A 15051-nucleotide genomic window follows, 5' to 3' on the forward strand; every position below is an offset into this window, starting at 1 on the left:
GCGGGGCGCGAGGCTGCCGTCAGAAGGAGTCCTCGAGGCGCGAGGCCTCGTCGCCGTCCTCGTCGACGACGTAGTCGACGAGCTGCTGGCGCACGGCGGTCGAGACCGACGGCACCCCGCCGAGCACGACGACGTGCGCGGGCCGCAGCCGCTTGAGGGCGTCGTGGACCGGCTCGGGCACGGCGTCGCGGTCGACGAGCAGCAGCGGCATCCCGCTCTGCGCGGCGACGAGCGTTCCGGTGACGGCGTCGGCCGGGGCCGACGCGACGTAGACGACGTCGACGTTCTCGCGGTGGTGCTCGGACGCCGCGACGGCGACCTCGGCCGGCGACGGGCTGAGGTGGCGCTGCACGCGCACCCCCGCCGCCTCGGCGAGGACGTCGGTGACCGACGCCGCGAGGTCGGCCCGCTCGACGAGCAGGTGGACCTCCGAGGGGCGCAGGGCCCGCAGCGTGTCGAGGACCTCGGGGTCGACCCCGTCGGTGCCGACGACGAGGACGGTGCCCCCGACCTCGACGGCCCGCAGGGCGGCCGAGAGGGCCGCGGCCTCGTCACGGGCCGGCACGACGAACACCGGTCGGCCGGTGGGGGCCTCGTCGCGCGCCAGGGTCGCGACGACGGTCTGCGCGTCGACCCCCGGGACGCGCCGGGTGTCCAGGCCCGCCTTCTCGAGCGCCTCGACGACGGAGTCGCCGACGCCCTGCGGGTCGCCGACGACGACGACCTCGTCGGGCGCGAGGCGGCGCAGCTCGGCGAGGACGACGGGCGGCACGGACCGGCTGCGGACGAGCAGCAGCGGGGAGTTGGAGCGCACGGCGGTGGGGACGGCGGCCAGCGCGACGGCGAGGTCGGTGCCCCCGGCGACGAGGACGCGCTCGGGGCGCGGCTCGACGGCGCGCGCCGACGTCGTGGCCGAGACGGCGTAGCGGTCGCGGCCGGCCCAGCGCTCGACGCCGGCGACCTCCTGCTCGATCTCGATCGGCCCGATCGTCCCGCGGCGCCCGGCCTCCTCGTAGGCGTCGACGACGTCGTCGACGGGACCGTCGGCGATCAGCTCACCGCGGTCGAGCCAGATCGCGCGGTCGCACATCTCGCGGATCGTGTTCGCCGAGTGCGAGACGAGGAAGACCGTGCCGGCCTCGCCGCGCAGCTCCTCGATGCGCTGGGCGCTGCGCTCGCGGAAGGCGGCGTCACCGGTCGAGAGCGCCTCGTCGATGATGAGCACCCCGGGGCGCGCCGCGGTCGAGATGGCGAAGCGCAGCCGCGCCGCCATCCCCGACGAGTAGGTCGACATCGGGAGGTGGATGGCGTCGCCGATGTCGGCGAAGTCGGCGATCTCGTCGAACTTCGCGTCGACCTCGGCCTTGCTCAGGCCGAGCGCCTGCGCGCCGATGTAGACGTTGCGCGCGCCCGAGAGCGACTTCTCGAGGACGGCGTTGACGCCGAGCAGGGCCGGCGAGCCGTCGGCCCACACGTGCCCGCTCGTCGGCGGGATGAGCCCGGCGATGGCGCGCAGGATGGTCGACTTGCCCGACCCGTTGCGCCCGATGATGCCGATCGACTGGCCGTGGTAGCCGACGAACGACACGTCCTTGACGGCGTGCACCTGCCGCGGGGCGCGGTCGCCGCGCGAGAGCATCCCGCGCAGGCCCGGTGGCCGCTCGCCGGTGCGGGCCCGGCTGCCGAAGACGCGGTAGACGATGTCGACGTGCGAGACGACGACGGAGGGGGTGCGCTCAGCCGCGCCCATAGGTGGCCTCCCCACGCCAGAAGAAGACGAGCCCGCCCCCGAGCAGCACGACCGCCCAGATCGCCGAGGCGATCCACGGCATGAGCTCGAGCGGGGTCTCGGCGAGCAGCGACTGGCGCACGGTCTCGAGCTGCAGCGCGAAGGGCTGGTACTCGAGGACGTGCCCGACCGAGGGGGCGCGCGCCGTGTAGTGCGAGATCGAGAAGAAGACGCCGCTCGTGTAGCGCAGGAGGCGCAGGAGCAGCGGGATGAGGTTGGCGAGGTCGCGCGAGCCGTGGGTGATGCGGGCGGCGATGAGCGCGAGCCCGATGACCTGGACCAGCTGCAGCGCGACCGCCAGCGGTAGCAGCAGCCAGGTCCACGTCGGCCGCTCCCCGCTCACGAGCATGAGGACGACGAGCACCCCGAACGCCGGGAGCGCCGCGAGCACCTCGGTGACGCCGACCGAGACCGGCAGGACCGCCCGCGGGAAGCGCAGCGCGCGCACGAGCCCGGTGTTGCCGGTGATCGCCCGGGCCCCGCTCGAGATGACCGAGCCGCTGACGCCGAAGACGATGACGCCGATCGAGAGGAAGCCGATGAAGTTGTCGACCCCGCGCCGGGTCCCCAGCAGCACCCCGAAGATGAGGAAGTAGCTGAGGATGAGCAGCATCGGGTTGAACACCGACCAGAGCCGGCCGAGCCGGTTGTTCTGGTAGCGCGCCTCCGTGCGGCCCTGCGAGAGGGTCAGCACGAAGGCGCGCCGCTGCCAGAGGTCGCGGACGTACTCGCCGAACGGGGGCCGTGCGGTGAGCAGCGACAGCCCGTGGCTGCGGGCGAGGGCCTCGGCGTCCGCGTCGCTCAGGGCACCCGCCACGGGTGCCGGGCGGCGGGCCTCGTCAGAGGCGGTGGGCACGGTCCCTCGGCGTCACGACGCCGCGGGTGTCGAAGAAGCGCTTCGAGGCGCCGGCGAGGACGTCGACGTCGTAGCCGCGGTGGTTCTGCAGCAGGACGACGAGGTCGGCCTCGGCGACGGCGGCGTCGAGGTCGGCGGCGGCCGGGACGGCGTCACCGAAGTGCTTCCACATGTCGACGTGCGGGTCGTGGAAGCTGACCTTCGCGCCCTTGTCGAGCATGTGGCGGGCGACCGGCACGGCCGGCGACTCGCGCTGGTCGGCGATGTTCGGCTTGTAGGTGACACCGAGCAGGAGCACGGAGGCACCGCGGATGGCCTTGCCGTCCTCGTTGAGGAGGTCCTGGGCGCGCTGGACGACGTACGCCGGCATCGTCGCGTTGATCTCCTGGGCCAGCTCGACGAAGCGGAAGGGGTAGCCGAGCTTCGCGCGCACGTTGTAGGAGAGGTAGTTCGGGTCGATCGGGATGCAGTGGCCGCCGACGCCCGGGCCCGGGTAGAAGGCCTGGAAGCCGAAGGGCTTGGTCTTGGCGGCGTCGATGACGTCCCAGAGGTCGATGCCGAGGTCGTGGCAGAAGCGCGCCATCTCGTTGACGAGCGCGATGTTGATGTGGCGGTAGGTGTTCTCGAGCAGCTTGGCCGTCTCGGCCTCGCGGGTGCCCTTGGCGCGCACGACGGTGTCGACGAACTGCCCGTAGAACGCGGCCGCCTTGTCACCGCACTCGGGGGTGAACCCGCCGACGACCTTGGGGGTGTTCTTCGCGCCGAACTTCTCGTTGCCCGGGTCGATGCGCTCGGGCGAGAACGCGAGGTGGAAGTCCTGGCCCGCGGTCATCCCGCCGGCCTCGAGGATGGGGCGGACGACCTCGTCGGTCGTGCCCGGGTAGGTCGTGGACTCGAGGATGACGAGCTTGCCGGCGGTGAGGTTGCGGGCGATCGCGTGGACCGCGCCCTCGACGGCGCCGAGGTCCGGGCCGCCGTCCTCGCCGAGCGGCGTCGGGACGCAGATGACGACCGTCTGCGCCTCGGCGATGACGTCCTCGGTCGTCGCGGCGCGGAAGCCGCCGGCGAGGATCTCGCCGAGCTCGGCGTCGCTGATGTCGTCGATGTGGGAGGTGCCCCCGTTGAGCGCGTCGACGACCCCCTGGTTGATGTCGTAGCCGCGCACGGTGAGCCCGGCGCGCACCGCCTCCTGGACGAGGGGCAGGCCCACGTAGCCAAGGCCGATGACGGTGACGTCCACGGACATGCAGATCTCCTGAGAGGTCGGGGGAGCTCCGGGTCCAGAGCGTCCGACACTCTATCCCAGCGCAGGGGGCCCCCCGCCGCGTGGCATGATCGGGCACCATGTCGCGCTCGCCGGGGACGGACCACGTCGTGCTGCTCGTCTCCAGCAACGGCGCGGGGATGGGCCACCTGACGCGGCTGCTCGCGTACGGCCGCCGCCTCCCCGAGGGCCTGCGCCCCCACGTCCTCTCGCTGAGCCAGGCCGTCCCCGTCGTCGGCGGCTACGGCGTCCCCTGGGAGTACCTGCCGAGCAAGGACGCGACGGGGATGGACTCGGGCGAGTGGCGCTGGCTCTTCGCGGAGCGGATGCGCGAGGCGGTGCAGCGGCTGCGGCCGGCCGTCCTCGTCTTCGACGGGACCCACCCCTACGCCGGCCTCGACGCCGCGCTCGCCTCCTCCCCCGGGACGCGCGCCGTGTGGTCGCGCCGGGCGATGTGGAAGCCGGGGCGCAACACCCACCAGCTCGCCAAGGCCTCGTGGTTCGACGCGGTCCTCGAGCCCGGCGACCTCGCCGCCGACGCCGACCGGGGGGCGACCGTCGGCACCGACGCGCACCGCGTCGGCCCGGTGACGCTCGTCGACCCGGCGGAGTGCTCGGACCGCGCGAGCGCCCGGCGCGCCCTCGGCCTGCCCGCCGACGGCCCGCTCGCGCTCGTCTCGCTCGGCGCCGGCAACATCAACGACACCGCCGACGAGGTGGGCGCCGCCGTGCGGGCCCTGTCCTCGCGCGGCGTCGGTGTCTGCGTCACGCAGGCCGGCATCGCCGAGCAGGCCGCCGGCCGCGACGACGTGCACCTCGTGCGCCACTTCCCCATCAGCGAGCACCTCGCCGCCTTCGACGTCGCCGTCGCCGCCGCCGGCTACAACTCCTTCCACGAGCACCTGCGCCTCGGGCTGCCGACGCTCTTCGTCCCCAACGACGCCACCTCGCTCGACGACCAGGTCGCCCGGGCCGAGCACGCGGCCGCGCGCGGCTGGGCGCTCTCGGCACGCACCCTCGCCGACGGGCAGGTCGACGCCGCGGTCGACGCGCTGCTCGAGCGCGGGCCGGCCCTCGCCGAGGCCGCCCGGGCCGCCGACCCCGGCAACGGCGCGGCCGCGGCGGCCGAGCTCCTCGCCTCCCTCGCCGGGACGGGGGCCCGCCGGTGAGCCCCGTCGACGAGGGCGCCGACCGGCGCCAGCGCCTCGCCGCGGCGGCCCGGCGCGCCCCCGGCTTCCGCCTCGCGAGCGACCGGGTCCTCCCCCGGCTGCGCGCGAACCGCACGCTGACCGACCTCGTCTGGCGGGTCTTCGACCCCGACCACGGCCTCGGCGTCGCCCGGCGCCCGTTCCGCTCCGCCGGCGCGGACCCCGACGCCGAGCTGCTGCCGGTCGTCGCCTTCGTCCTCCTCGGCGCCGACGACGCCACGTTCGCCCGGGCCCTCGACGCCGTGTGCGCGCTGCGCGACGAGACCGGCGCCTTCCGCCCCGTGCTCGTCGTCGACCGGCCCGACCTCGGGGCGGTCCGCGGGCGCGGCCTCGTCGTCGACCACGTCGTGCCCCGCGACGCCTGGACCGGCGACGCCGCCGACCACGACGCCTACGTCGGGCGGCGCCTGGTCTCGGTCGTCGACGGCTTCCGCACCTGGCACCTCGTGCACCTCGGGCCCGACGGCGAGGTCCCCGCGGCCGACGCGCGGCTGCTGCGGGCCGTCCGGCCGGCGATCGAGTCCGGCCGCACGGCGGGACGCTTCCGGTGACGGCACCGCTGCACCCGGGATGGTTCGCCGCGGCGACCGACCCGCTCGTGCGCGTGCTCGTCCTGCACCGGCCGGGCACCGAGCCGCCGGCCCTCGACCCGGGCGCCACGTCCGTCGGCGTCCGCCCCTTGGTGCTCGAGCCCCCCACCGACGCCCTCCCCGCGCTGCGCGAGGCCCGCGTCCGGGCCGCGTCGCTCGCGGCGGCGCGCGGGCGCCCCGCCGTGGCCCGCGTCGTCCACGACCTCAAGCGCTCGGCCGACCTGCGCCGGGCGGTGACCGGCGGCGTCGACCTCGTCGTGTCGGCCGACCCGACCCTCGACGCGGCCCTCGACGGCGTCCCCGCGGTGCTGCACGGCCTGCCCCTCGTGCGCTCGGCCGACGTGCCCGCCCTGCGCACGCTCCTCGCGGACCTCACGCGCTGGGCGGAGCGCCTCGAGGCCGTCGTCGAGGCCGCCGGCGACCCCCTCGCCGTCGCCGACGCCGAGCTGGCCCCGCCCCCGCTCGCGCCCGTGCCCGGCGCCCCGGTCGCCCTCCTCGTCGCCGACCTCACCCGGCGGCTGGCCGGCCGCTCGCGCACGCTCGGGGGCCGCGCCGCCCGGCTGGGCGGGCGCGTCCTGCCGGCCGACGACGCGAGCGACCTCGCGAGCGGCCTCGCCGCCCAGGACGCCGCGGCCGACCTCGTCCTCGAGGCCGACCCCGCGTCGACCGACCTCGACCGGCTGGGGGCCGTCGCCCGGGGCACCCTCGCCGCAGCGGACGCCGCGCTCGAGGCGGGCCGGGGCCAGGTCGCGCTCGCCCTGCTGTCCGACGCCCTGCTCCTGCTCTTCCACCGCGAGCTGCACGCGGACGCCGCCGGGTCCCCCCTCGTCGACGCCCCCGAGCGCTTCCTCGCCGACCTCGTCGCGAGCACGACCTTCCGGGCCGTCACCACCGGAGGTCGCGGGCCGCTCGTGCGCGACCGGGACCCGCAGGAGCGCGCTCCGATCGCGGTCGTCACCGGGGCCTACGGCACCTTCCACCCGGAGGTCGTCGCCGCGCTCGAGACCGTGGGCGGCCTCGAGGTCGAGGTCGTCGACCTCGCCCGGCGCCAGACCTTCTCCGGCAAGCCGCTGACGGCCGACAGCCTCGCGGCGCTCACCCTCCTGCGGCGGTGGCCCGCCGGGCCGGGCGTCCCCGACCGGGAGCGGCTGCGGCGCACCGAGACCGATCTCCTGCGCGACCTCGCGGCCGTCGGCCACGACCGCCGGGCGGTCTTCTCGGACTGGGCCGACAAGTCGACGGCGTTCCTCAGCCACGCGCTCGCCCCGGGACCGCGCCTGTCGATGCGGGTGCACCGCGTCGACGCCTTCGACCCGTGGTTCGTCCTCACCGACTGGACCCGCGTCAGCGAGCTCGTCGTCGTCAGCCCGGCCTTCCGCGACCTCGCCCGCGCCCTCCTCGCGGTCCTCGGCCACGACGTGCCCGTGCGCGTCGTCCCCAGCTTCGGGAGCATCGAGGGCCTGGCCCGGCCCAAGCCGCCGCAGGCCCGCACCCGCCTGGGCCTCATCGGCTGGAGCCGCCGGCCGAAGGACCCGCTGTGGGCCTTCGACCTGCTCGAGCGCTGCCCCGGCTACACGCTGGTCTGCGTCGGGGCGCCCCCGAACGGCGCCGCCGTGCCGACCGTCGCGGGCCGGGCCTACCACGCCGAGGTCGACCGGCGGCTGGCCGAGCTCGGCGACCGCGTCGAGGTCATCGGCTGGACCGACGACGTTCCGGCCGTCCTCCAGGGCATCGGCGTCATCCTCAGCACGAGCCGCAGCGAGGGCTGCCACCGCGGCCTCATCGAGGGAGCCGGCTCCGGTGCCGTGCCCGTCGTGCGCGACTGGCCGCTGCTCGCGAGCCGCGGCGGCCCGCACGGCCTCGTCGACGACGCGTGGGTCGTGACCACCGTCGAGCAGGCGGCTGAGAGACTGGTCGCCGTGACCCACCCCGACACCTGGCCCGCGGCGGTCACCGCGACCGCCGCCCGCGCGGCCGAGCTCTTCGACGGCTCGGACGCCGACGCGACCTACGTGGAGGTCGTCCTCGGGAGCGCCCCGTGACGACGACGCAGTCCCGCCCGGCCCCCACGCCCGCCGCCACCCCCCGCCGCTGGCGCGGTGACGTCGAGGGCCTGCGCGCCGTCGCCGTCGGTCTCGTCCTCGCCTACCACGCGGGCCTGGGCCCCTCCGGCGGCTTCATCGGCGTCGACGTCTTCTTCGTCGTCTCCGGCTTCGTCATCACGACCCAGGTCGTCCGCGAGGTCGAGCGCACCGGCGGGCTCTCGCTCGTCGGCTTCTACGCCCGCCGCGCCAAGCGGCTGCTGCCGGCGGCCGGTCTCGTGCTGCTCACGACCGCCGTGCTCACGTGGTTCCTCGCGCCGCGCACGCAGCGCGGCACCTTCGGCCTCGACATCGCCGGCGCCGCCGGGTACGTCGTCAACTGGGTCTTCGCCGGCCGCTCGGTCGACTACCTCGCCGAGGACCTCGAGCCCTCCCCCGTCCTGCACTTCTGGTCGCTGGCGGTCGAGGAGCAGTTCTACATCGTCTGGCCGCTCGCGATCATCCTCGTGCTGCTCCTGCGCCGGCGTTTCGGCTGGAGCAGCACCCGCCTCGCCCTGGCCGTCGGGCTCGGGCTGCTCATCATCCTGCCGACCTTCGTGTGGTCGCTCGTGCTCACCGCCGAGGACCCGGCCCGCGCGTTCTTCGTCACGACGACCCGCCTCTGGGAGATGGGCCTGGGCGCCTTCGTCGCGCTCGGCGCGAACCGGTGGGCGCGCCTGCCCGAGCGGCTCGCGGCCGTCCTGGGCTGGGTCGGCCTCGCGGCGCTGGGCCTGGCCGCCGTCACCTACGACGGGTCCCTGGCCTGGCCCGGCTACGCCGCGGTGCTGCCGACCGTCGCGACCGCCGTCGTCATCGTCGCCGGGTTCCGGGCCCACCGCACCGGCCCCGAGGTCCTCCTCGGCACCCGCCCGCTGCGCTGGGTCGGTGGCCTGTCGTACTCGCTCTACCTCTGGCACTGGCCGGTGCTGCGGGCGTTCGAGTGGGTGCTCGGCCCCCTCTCCGCCGTGACCGGCACGCTCGCCGTCCTCGTGTCGTTCGTGCCCGCGTACCTCTCCTTCCGCCTCGTCGAGAACCCGCTGCGCCGCAACCCGTGGCTCGGCGAGCACCCGCGCCGCGCCCTCGGGGTCGGCGCCGCGATCTCGGTCGCCGGCCTCGTCGTCGGCCTCGGGATGTGGGCCGCCACGAGCTCGCAGGCCGACGACCGCGGCGCCCGCACCGACGCCGGGTTCACCTCGCTCACGACGCCGCCGGGGCGCGACTCCTACGACGCCGAGCCCTTCTTCAGCACCCTCACCCCGACGGCGGAGGGCGCGACGGCCGACGTCCCGTCCCTCTACGCGCAGGGCTGCCAGACCGAGGTCGAGGTCAGCACCCCGAAGCCGTGCGCCGGGGGCGACCCCGAGGGCTCGCTCTCGGTCGCCGTCGTCGGCGACTCCAAGGTCGCCCAGTGGGTGCCCGCCGTCGACGCCATCGGTCAGGAGCGCGGCTGGGAGGTCACGAGCTGGACCAAGAGCTCGTGCCCCTTCGTCGACGCCACCGTGCCCTACCAGGACAAGCCCTACGACGCCTGCCGCACCTGGGGCCAGGAGGTGCTGACGCGCCTGACCGGCCCGGACAAGCCGGACGTCGTCATCACCTCGTCGGTCTACAGCACGGCCTACGACGCCTCCGGCGAGGCCACCCCCGACGCCTACCGCGCCGGGCTCGTCGCCACGTGGAAGGCCCTCGAGGACGCCGGCGTCCGCGTCGTGGCCCTGTCCAACACCCCGAACCCGCCGAGCGACCTCACGCCCGTCTACGAGTGCGTCGCCCAGCACCCGGACGACCGCGCCGCCTGCTCCTGGCCATACGAGCAGAGCCCGGGCAGCGCCGCCCTCGAGGCGGCCGCGAAGAGCGCCGGTGCGTCGTGGGTCGACATGGACCCGTGGGTCTGCCCCGGGGGCGAGTGCGCCGGCGTCTACCGCAACGTCCTCACCTACCGCCAGGGCTCGCACATCACCGGGACGTTCGTGCGCATCCTCCAGGCGCCGCTCGAGGAGCGCCTCGCGGCGGTCGTCAAGGGCTCCTAGCGCTCCTGGCGCTCCTGGCGCTCCGGGCGCACGTCGACCGGGCGGTGCACGAGCGTGGCCGTCCCGAGCAGGCGGCGGGCCACCCTTAGCGCGTCGTCGACGACGAGCGGGTCGACGTCGCCCGCCACGAGGTCGGCGAGCAGGTCGGACGCCGCCACGGGCGGCACCGGCGCGAGCACCTCGACCCGCGCGGCGACGAGCGCGACGGTCGTGTGCGGGTCCACCGCGAGCAGGCGCGGGTCGGCGACGACCAGCCGGTCGACGTCGGCCGGCTCGTCCGGGCTGAGCGCCACGGCGAGCGTCCCGTCGGTCACGAGGTCGAACCACGAGTCGTGCATCTCGGTCCGGCCGCCGCGGCGGTGGGGTGCCTCGACGTGCCAGACCCCGACCGGGCGTCCGGCGCGTGCGGCGGCGAGCGCCTCGCGCAGCGCCTCGGCCCGCAGCGCGGCGTGGGCGGCGTCGAGGGTGAGGGCGTCGGTCGGCGGCACCCGCCGGCCCGGCTCGAGCGCCCCGGCGAGGACCTCGTCGACGGGCAGGGACAGGTCGGCCATGACGACGAGGTCGAGGCGGTGCCGGGGCGCGGCGACCTCGAAGGCCGACGGCACGCGCAGCGGCAGGCCGGCGGCGGCGTCGACGTGGAGGCCGGCGGGCCCGGCGGCCCGGTGCCAGGACCGGAAGAGACCCTTGAAGGCGAGCCGCTGCGGCGTCGTCCACTGGTAGGAGAAGTCACCGCGCGAGAGCGACCCCGAGCGAAGCCGCGTGATCGCGAGCACGGTGCCGGTGTCGACGATGGCGCCCTCGGCCGCGGTGATGCGCTCGGCGTACTCCGAGTCGGCGCCGCGGCGGACGGGCAGGAAGTCGCCGAGGGTGTCGACCGCGCTGCGCCGCAGCATGAGCGAGCTCGCGTTGGCCCGCACCGGCCGGTACCCGAGCCACTGGTGGCTGAGGTCCTCCCGGGCGCGCAGGGCGTCGCTGCGGCTCGCCCCGACCTCGGGGGCCTCGGCGAGGGCCGCGACCTGGTCGGCGATCCGCTCGGGGTGCGACCAGTCGTCGCTGTCCTGGAAGGTGACCGCCGTGCCGCGCGCGAGCCGGAAGGCGGCGTTGCGCCCGACGTAGCTGCCGCCGTTGCGTTCCATCCGCACGACGCGCACGCGCTCGTCCATCGCGGCGACCTCGGCGTACAGGTCGTCGAAGTCGGGCCCGGAGGCGTCGTCGACGACGAGCACCTCGAGGTCGGCCCAGGTCTGCTCGAGGATCGAGCGCACCGCGACCCGCATGCCCGGCGCGTCCGGGCGCCAGCTGGGGACGATGACGGTGACGAGCTCGCCGGAGACCGAGGCCGGCCGGTGGCCCGACGCCGCGAGGCGGTCGAAGGGGGCGACGTCGGCGACCCCGGCCGCGACCCCGACGGCGACGCCGGGGTGGTGCGCGAAGACCATCCGGCGCAGCGCCTCGCCCCAGCGCCGCTCCTCGTCGGCGGTGCCCGCCGACCCCACGTCCCACGCCGCGGGGCGCGAGAGGTCGAGGGCGAGGCTGTCGCGGACGATCGCCGGTGCGCGCCGCCAGCGGGGCAGCAGGTCGGCGACGGCGCTGCGCGGCCCGGCGAGGTAGCGCGACTGGAGCGCGACGAGGTGGTGGACGGGCGCGAGGCGCGCGACGTCGGCGGTGCGCGCGAGGTCGGCGTAGAGGTCGGCGGCGACGCGCAGCCCCGAGCCGTCGGGCTCGGCGGCGAGCGCCAGCGCGAGCGCGGCCCGCACGCCGGGCTCGCCGTGGGTCGGGGCGCCGGCGAGGACGTCGGCCCAGCCGGACCGCCCGGAGCTCGCGCGGCGCGCCAGCACCTCGCGCACCGCCCCGGACCGCACGCGGGTCGCGTACTGCGCCAAGGCGTCCGGTGCCCGGTCCACGGCCTCGACGAGGTGGGCGGCCGTCCACGCGCCGGGGCCGCCGGCCTCGGCGACCGTCGTCGCGACCCCGGCGTAGAGGTGGGCCGGAGCAGGCTCGAGGAGCCCCGGTCCGGGCGCGGTGGGGCGCGGATATGCTGTCATCGCTGTTCGCGTCGCACGAGGAGTTCCATGAAGTCCCGAATCGTACAGGTCAGCCTCCTCGCCGGGGCGGGCCTCGCCGTGCTGCTCCTCGTGGGTGCGGTGCTCGGGCTGCCGTGGCTGCTGGCCCTCACCGGAGCCGGGTTCGCCGCCGTGCTCATCGCCCTCGCCGCCGACACCAACGTGCGCGTCCGGCGCCTGGAGCGGCGCCTCGAGAAGGGTGCGCGCGGCCTCCCCGACGCGGCCCCGACCCCTCCCCCGGCCACCGCCGCCGACGTCCTCGGCACCGTGCGCCTGCTCCAGGCCCAGTACACCGCCCGGCTGGACCGCCTCCAGGGCACCGTCGAGAAGCTGGCCGCCGGTCACGACGGCGCCGACCGCTCCGAGTCGTGACCGGTCGCGGGGCCGCCACCCCGTCCGCCTCCCGGCGCACCGTCGCCCGCGACACGCTGCGCCGGGGCAACCGCGCCCCGGACAAGGTGCTGACGACGACGCTGCGCACGCGCTCGGTCCACGCCCGTGAGGTGCTCGCCGAGCACGCGTGGCCCGGCCACACCCCGGCGCAGCTGACGGCCTGGGCCGACGCCCGGCCCGCGCGCCTTGAGCCCGGCATGGACGCCGACATGCTGGCGCGCTACGCGATGGTCCTCGGCCTGCAGCTCCCCGGCCCGGAGGCGAGCGCCACGGTGCTCGCGCTCGCCGACGTCCTCGAGGCCGACCACGCGCTCGGCCGCGTGCCCGACCGCGCCGTCGAGGCCCTCGGGCAGGTCCGGCTCGCGGCGGGTGACGTCCGCGGCGCACTGCGGCTCCTCGAGCGCCCCGAGGTCCGTGACGACGTCCGCCTCGCCGGCCTGGCCGACGCCCTCAACCCCTTCGCCGGCGGCCCCGACGCCGACGAGCGCGCCTGGGCCGCGGCCTTCGCCGAGGCCGTCGGGGGCGGGACCGCACCGGTCCGCCTCGCGCCCGGCACCGGCACGCCGTTCGACCGGCTGGCCGCCGACGCCCCGCGCGTCGAGCACCCCGGCCGCGTCACGGTCCTCATGAGCACCTTCCGCCCGCGGCGCTCCGACCTCCTGACGGCCGTGCGCTCGGTCCTCGCGCAGACGTGGAGCAACCTCGAGCTGTTCGTCGTCGACGACGCCTCCGGGCCGGGCACCGCCGCCCTGCTCGACGAGGTCGAGGCCCTCGACCCGCGCGTCACCGTCGTCCGCAAGGCCGTCAACGGCGGCACCTACCGGGCCCGCAACACCGCCCTGCGGCTGATGACCGGCGACTGGTTCACCGTCGTCGACTCCGACGACTGGGTGCACCCCCAGATGGTCGAGGTCGCCGTCCGCCACCTGCTCGAGAACCCCGGCCGGGTCGCGGTGCGCTCGCAGGGCGTCCGCATCTCCGAGGACCTGCGCCTGAGCCGACCCGGCTACGCGCCGCGCTACCCGTCGGCGGCCTCGCTCATGGTGCCGGTGCACCCGACGATGGCCCGCGTCGGCTTCTTCGACCCCACCCGCAAGGGGGCCGACACCGAGTACGCGCGCCGCATCGAGGCCGCCTTCGGGCAGCGCGTCCCGACGCTCCCGCACGTCATGACCTTCAACCGCACCCTCGCCGGCTCGCTCTCGGCGGAGGAGTTCTCGCGCGGGTGGCGGCACGGGTCGCGCCATGAGTACAAGAGCGTCTACGCGGCGTGGCACCAGGGCGTCCGGGCCGGCACCGAGGACCCGTGGCTGGACCCGACCGCGCCGCGCGCGTTCCCGCAGCCGCTGCGCTGGAACACCCGCCCGGCCGCCGGCCCGCGCCGCTACGACGTCGTCTTCGGCGGTGACTGGCGGCGCTTCGGCGGCCCGCAGCGCTCGATGCTCGAGGAGATCCGCGCCTGCCTCGAGGGGGGCCTGAGCGTCGGGGTGCTGCACCTCGAGGCGCTGCGCTTCATGTCGACCGACGACCCGCCCCTGTGCGCCCCGCTCGTCGACCTGCTGCGCTCGGGAGCGGTGTCGCAGCTGCAGGTCGACGACGACGTCGACGTCGACGTGCTCGTCGTGCGCTACCCGCTGATCCTCCAGTACCCGCCGCACGCGCCGGCCGCCTTCCGGCCGCGTCGCGTCGTCGTCGTCGCCAACCAGGCCCCGCTCGAGCTCGACGGCTCCGACCAGCGCTACGTCGTGCGCGACGTCACCGAGCGCACCGAGGAGCTCTTCGGGCAGCGGCCGCTCTGGTGGCCCCAGGGCCCGACGGTCCGCGAGCTGCTCCTCACCCAGGACCCCACGATCGAGCTCCTCCCGACCGACGACCTCGGCCTCATCGACGTCGACGACTGGCACGTGCGCGAGGACGGGCGCGACCCCGCCGCCGGCGGCGAGCTCGTCGTCGGCCGCTACTCGCGCGACGACGTCATCAAGTTCCCCTCGACCTGGGCCGACGTGCTCGCGGCGTACGACCTCGGCCCCGGCCACCGGGTCCGGATGATGGGCGCGCGCGCTCAGCTCAAGCGGCTCTCGGAGGCCGCCGGCAGCGGCCCCGACCGCTACCCGGCGCAGTGGGAGGTGCTGCCCCACCGGGCGCTGGACACCCGCGACTTCCTCGCCGACCTCGACGTCTTCGTCTACCTCGACAACCCGGACGCCCACGAGGCCTTCGGGCGGGTGCTCCTCGAGGCCGCCGCGAGCGGCTGCGTCGTCATCACCCATCCCAAGCACGAGCCCACCTTCGGGGCGGCGCTCGACTACGCCCTGCCGCACGAGGTGCCGGCCCTCGTCGAGCGCTACCGCGACCCGACGGTCTTCCACGCGCGCGTCGCGCAGACCCTCACGATGGTGCGCGCCGCCTTCGGCCACGAGCGCTTCCTCGCCGACGTCCGCACCCTGCTCGGACCCGCCCGGCCGCCGGCGTCCGTCGACCCCGACCCGATGCTCGGCGCCCCCGCGTGGCTCCCCGGCGTGCACGCCGGCCGACGCGTCCTCACCCTGCCGGTGCGCAGCGCGGCCGACGGCGAGCGGGCCGACCACGTCGCGCTCGTCCTGGCCGACGACGCCGACGCCGGCCGCGTGGCGGCGTGGCTCCTCGCCACGGTCCGTGACACCGCCGACTCGCAGCTGGATGCCGTGCTCGCCTCCGGCGCAGCCGATCTCGGGGTCGAGGCCGTCGTCGTGCGACGCGACGGCGTGGTGCTCGAGCCGGCGCCCGAGCCGGCCTGA

General features: G+C 76.1%; 10 protein-coding genes. 6 read left to right on the top strand and 4 right to left on the bottom strand.

The window, feature by feature from the left end; all coding sequences use genetic code 11:
• Window positions 1-19 precede the first annotated feature (19 nt).
• Genes HL663_RS17445 through HL663_RS17455 form a run of 3 tightly spaced genes read right to left on the bottom strand, consistent with a single transcriptional unit; the run spans window position 20 to window position 3891 of the window.
• Window positions 20-1750, bottom strand: coding sequence for an ATP-binding cassette domain-containing protein (locus tag HL663_RS17445; RefSeq protein WP_173029533.1), 1731 nt, complete (start codon window positions 1748-1750; stop codon window positions 20-22).
• Window positions 1737-2645, bottom strand: a complete 909-nt coding sequence (locus tag HL663_RS17450) for an ABC transporter permease (protein WP_286175753.1) — start codon at window positions 2643-2645, stop codon at window positions 1737-1739. Before HL663_RS17450 ends, HL663_RS17445 begins: the two co-directional genes overlap by 14 nt.
• On the bottom strand, window positions 2629-3891 hold the full coding sequence (locus tag HL663_RS17455) for a nucleotide sugar dehydrogenase (protein WP_173029534.1): 1263 nt from the start codon (window positions 3889-3891) through the stop codon (window positions 2629-2631). The genes HL663_RS17450 and HL663_RS17455 overlap by 17 nt, the downstream gene beginning before the upstream one ends.
• Window positions 3892-3989: 98 nt before the next feature.
• On the opposite strand from HL663_RS17455, the gene HL663_RS17460 reads away from it, so the two are divergent.
• From HL663_RS17460 to HL663_RS17475, 4 genes are read left to right on the top strand one after another with little or no spacing between them, the layout of a single operon-like run.
• Window positions 3990-5078 (top strand): glycosyltransferase, encoded by a 1089-nt coding sequence (locus HL663_RS17460; RefSeq protein ID WP_173029535.1) that lies wholly within the window; start codon window positions 3990-3992, stop codon window positions 5076-5078.
• On the top strand, window positions 5075-5668 hold the full coding sequence (locus HL663_RS17465) for a hypothetical protein (protein WP_173029536.1): 594 nt from the start codon (window positions 5075-5077) through the stop codon (window positions 5666-5668). Before HL663_RS17460 ends, HL663_RS17465 begins: the two co-directional genes overlap by 4 nt.
• Window positions 5665-7749, top strand: coding sequence for a glycosyltransferase family protein (locus HL663_RS17470; RefSeq protein WP_173029537.1), 2085 nt, complete (start codon window positions 5665-5667; stop codon window positions 7747-7749). The genes HL663_RS17465 and HL663_RS17470 overlap by 4 nt, the downstream gene beginning before the upstream one ends.
• The gene (locus HL663_RS17475; protein ID WP_173029538.1) at window positions 7746-9818 is read left to right on the top strand and encodes an acyltransferase family protein; all 2073 of its coding nucleotides are present in this window, start codon (window positions 7746-7748) and stop codon (window positions 9816-9818) included. Before HL663_RS17470 ends, HL663_RS17475 begins: the two co-directional genes overlap by 4 nt.
• Here HL663_RS17475 and HL663_RS17480 read toward each other — a convergent pair.
• Window positions 9815-11863: a glycosyltransferase family 2 protein gene (locus HL663_RS17480; RefSeq protein ID WP_173029539.1), complete on the bottom strand. Its 2049-nt coding sequence runs from the start codon at window positions 11861-11863 to the stop codon at window positions 9815-9817. The two genes, HL663_RS17475 and HL663_RS17480, sit on opposite strands and share 4 nt — an antisense overlap.
• 27 nt (window positions 11864-11890) lie before the next feature.
• On the opposite strand from HL663_RS17480, the gene HL663_RS17485 reads away from it, so the two are divergent.
• Together HL663_RS17485 and HL663_RS17490 are read left to right on the top strand one after the other, a co-directional pair.
• Window positions 11891-12253 (top strand): hypothetical protein, encoded by a 363-nt coding sequence (locus HL663_RS17485; protein WP_173029540.1) that lies wholly within the window; start codon window positions 11891-11893, stop codon window positions 12251-12253.
• Entirely contained in the window at window positions 12250-15051 is a 2802-nt protein-coding gene (locus HL663_RS17490) for a glycosyltransferase family 2 protein (RefSeq protein WP_173029541.1), read from the top strand. The genes HL663_RS17485 and HL663_RS17490 overlap by 4 nt, the downstream gene beginning before the upstream one ends.

This window comes from Arthrobacter sp. NEB 688 (genome assembly GCF_013201035.1).
Lineage (GTDB): Bacteria > Actinomycetota > Actinomycetes > Actinomycetales > Dermatophilaceae > Phycicoccus.

Bases quoted from the DNA above. Each gene is read 5' to 3' on its own strand.
- HL663_RS17445 (WP_173029533.1), bottom strand. From the start codon at position 1,750: ATGGGCGCGGCTGAGCGCACCCCCTCCGTCGTCGTCTCGCACGTCGAC.
- HL663_RS17455 (WP_173029534.1), bottom strand. From the start codon at position 3,891: ATGTCCGTGGACGTCACCGTCATCGGCCTTGGCTACGTGGGCCTGCCC.
- HL663_RS17460 (WP_173029535.1), top strand. From the start codon at position 3,990: ATGTCGCGCTCGCCGGGGACGGACCACGTCGTGCTGCTCGTCTCCAGC.
- HL663_RS17480 (WP_173029539.1), bottom strand. From the start codon at position 11,863: ATGACAGCATATCCGCGCCCCACCGCGCCCGGACCGGGGCTCCTCGAG.
- HL663_RS17485 (WP_173029540.1), top strand. From the start codon at position 11,891: ATGAAGTCCCGAATCGTACAGGTCAGCCTCCTCGCCGGGGCGGGCCTC.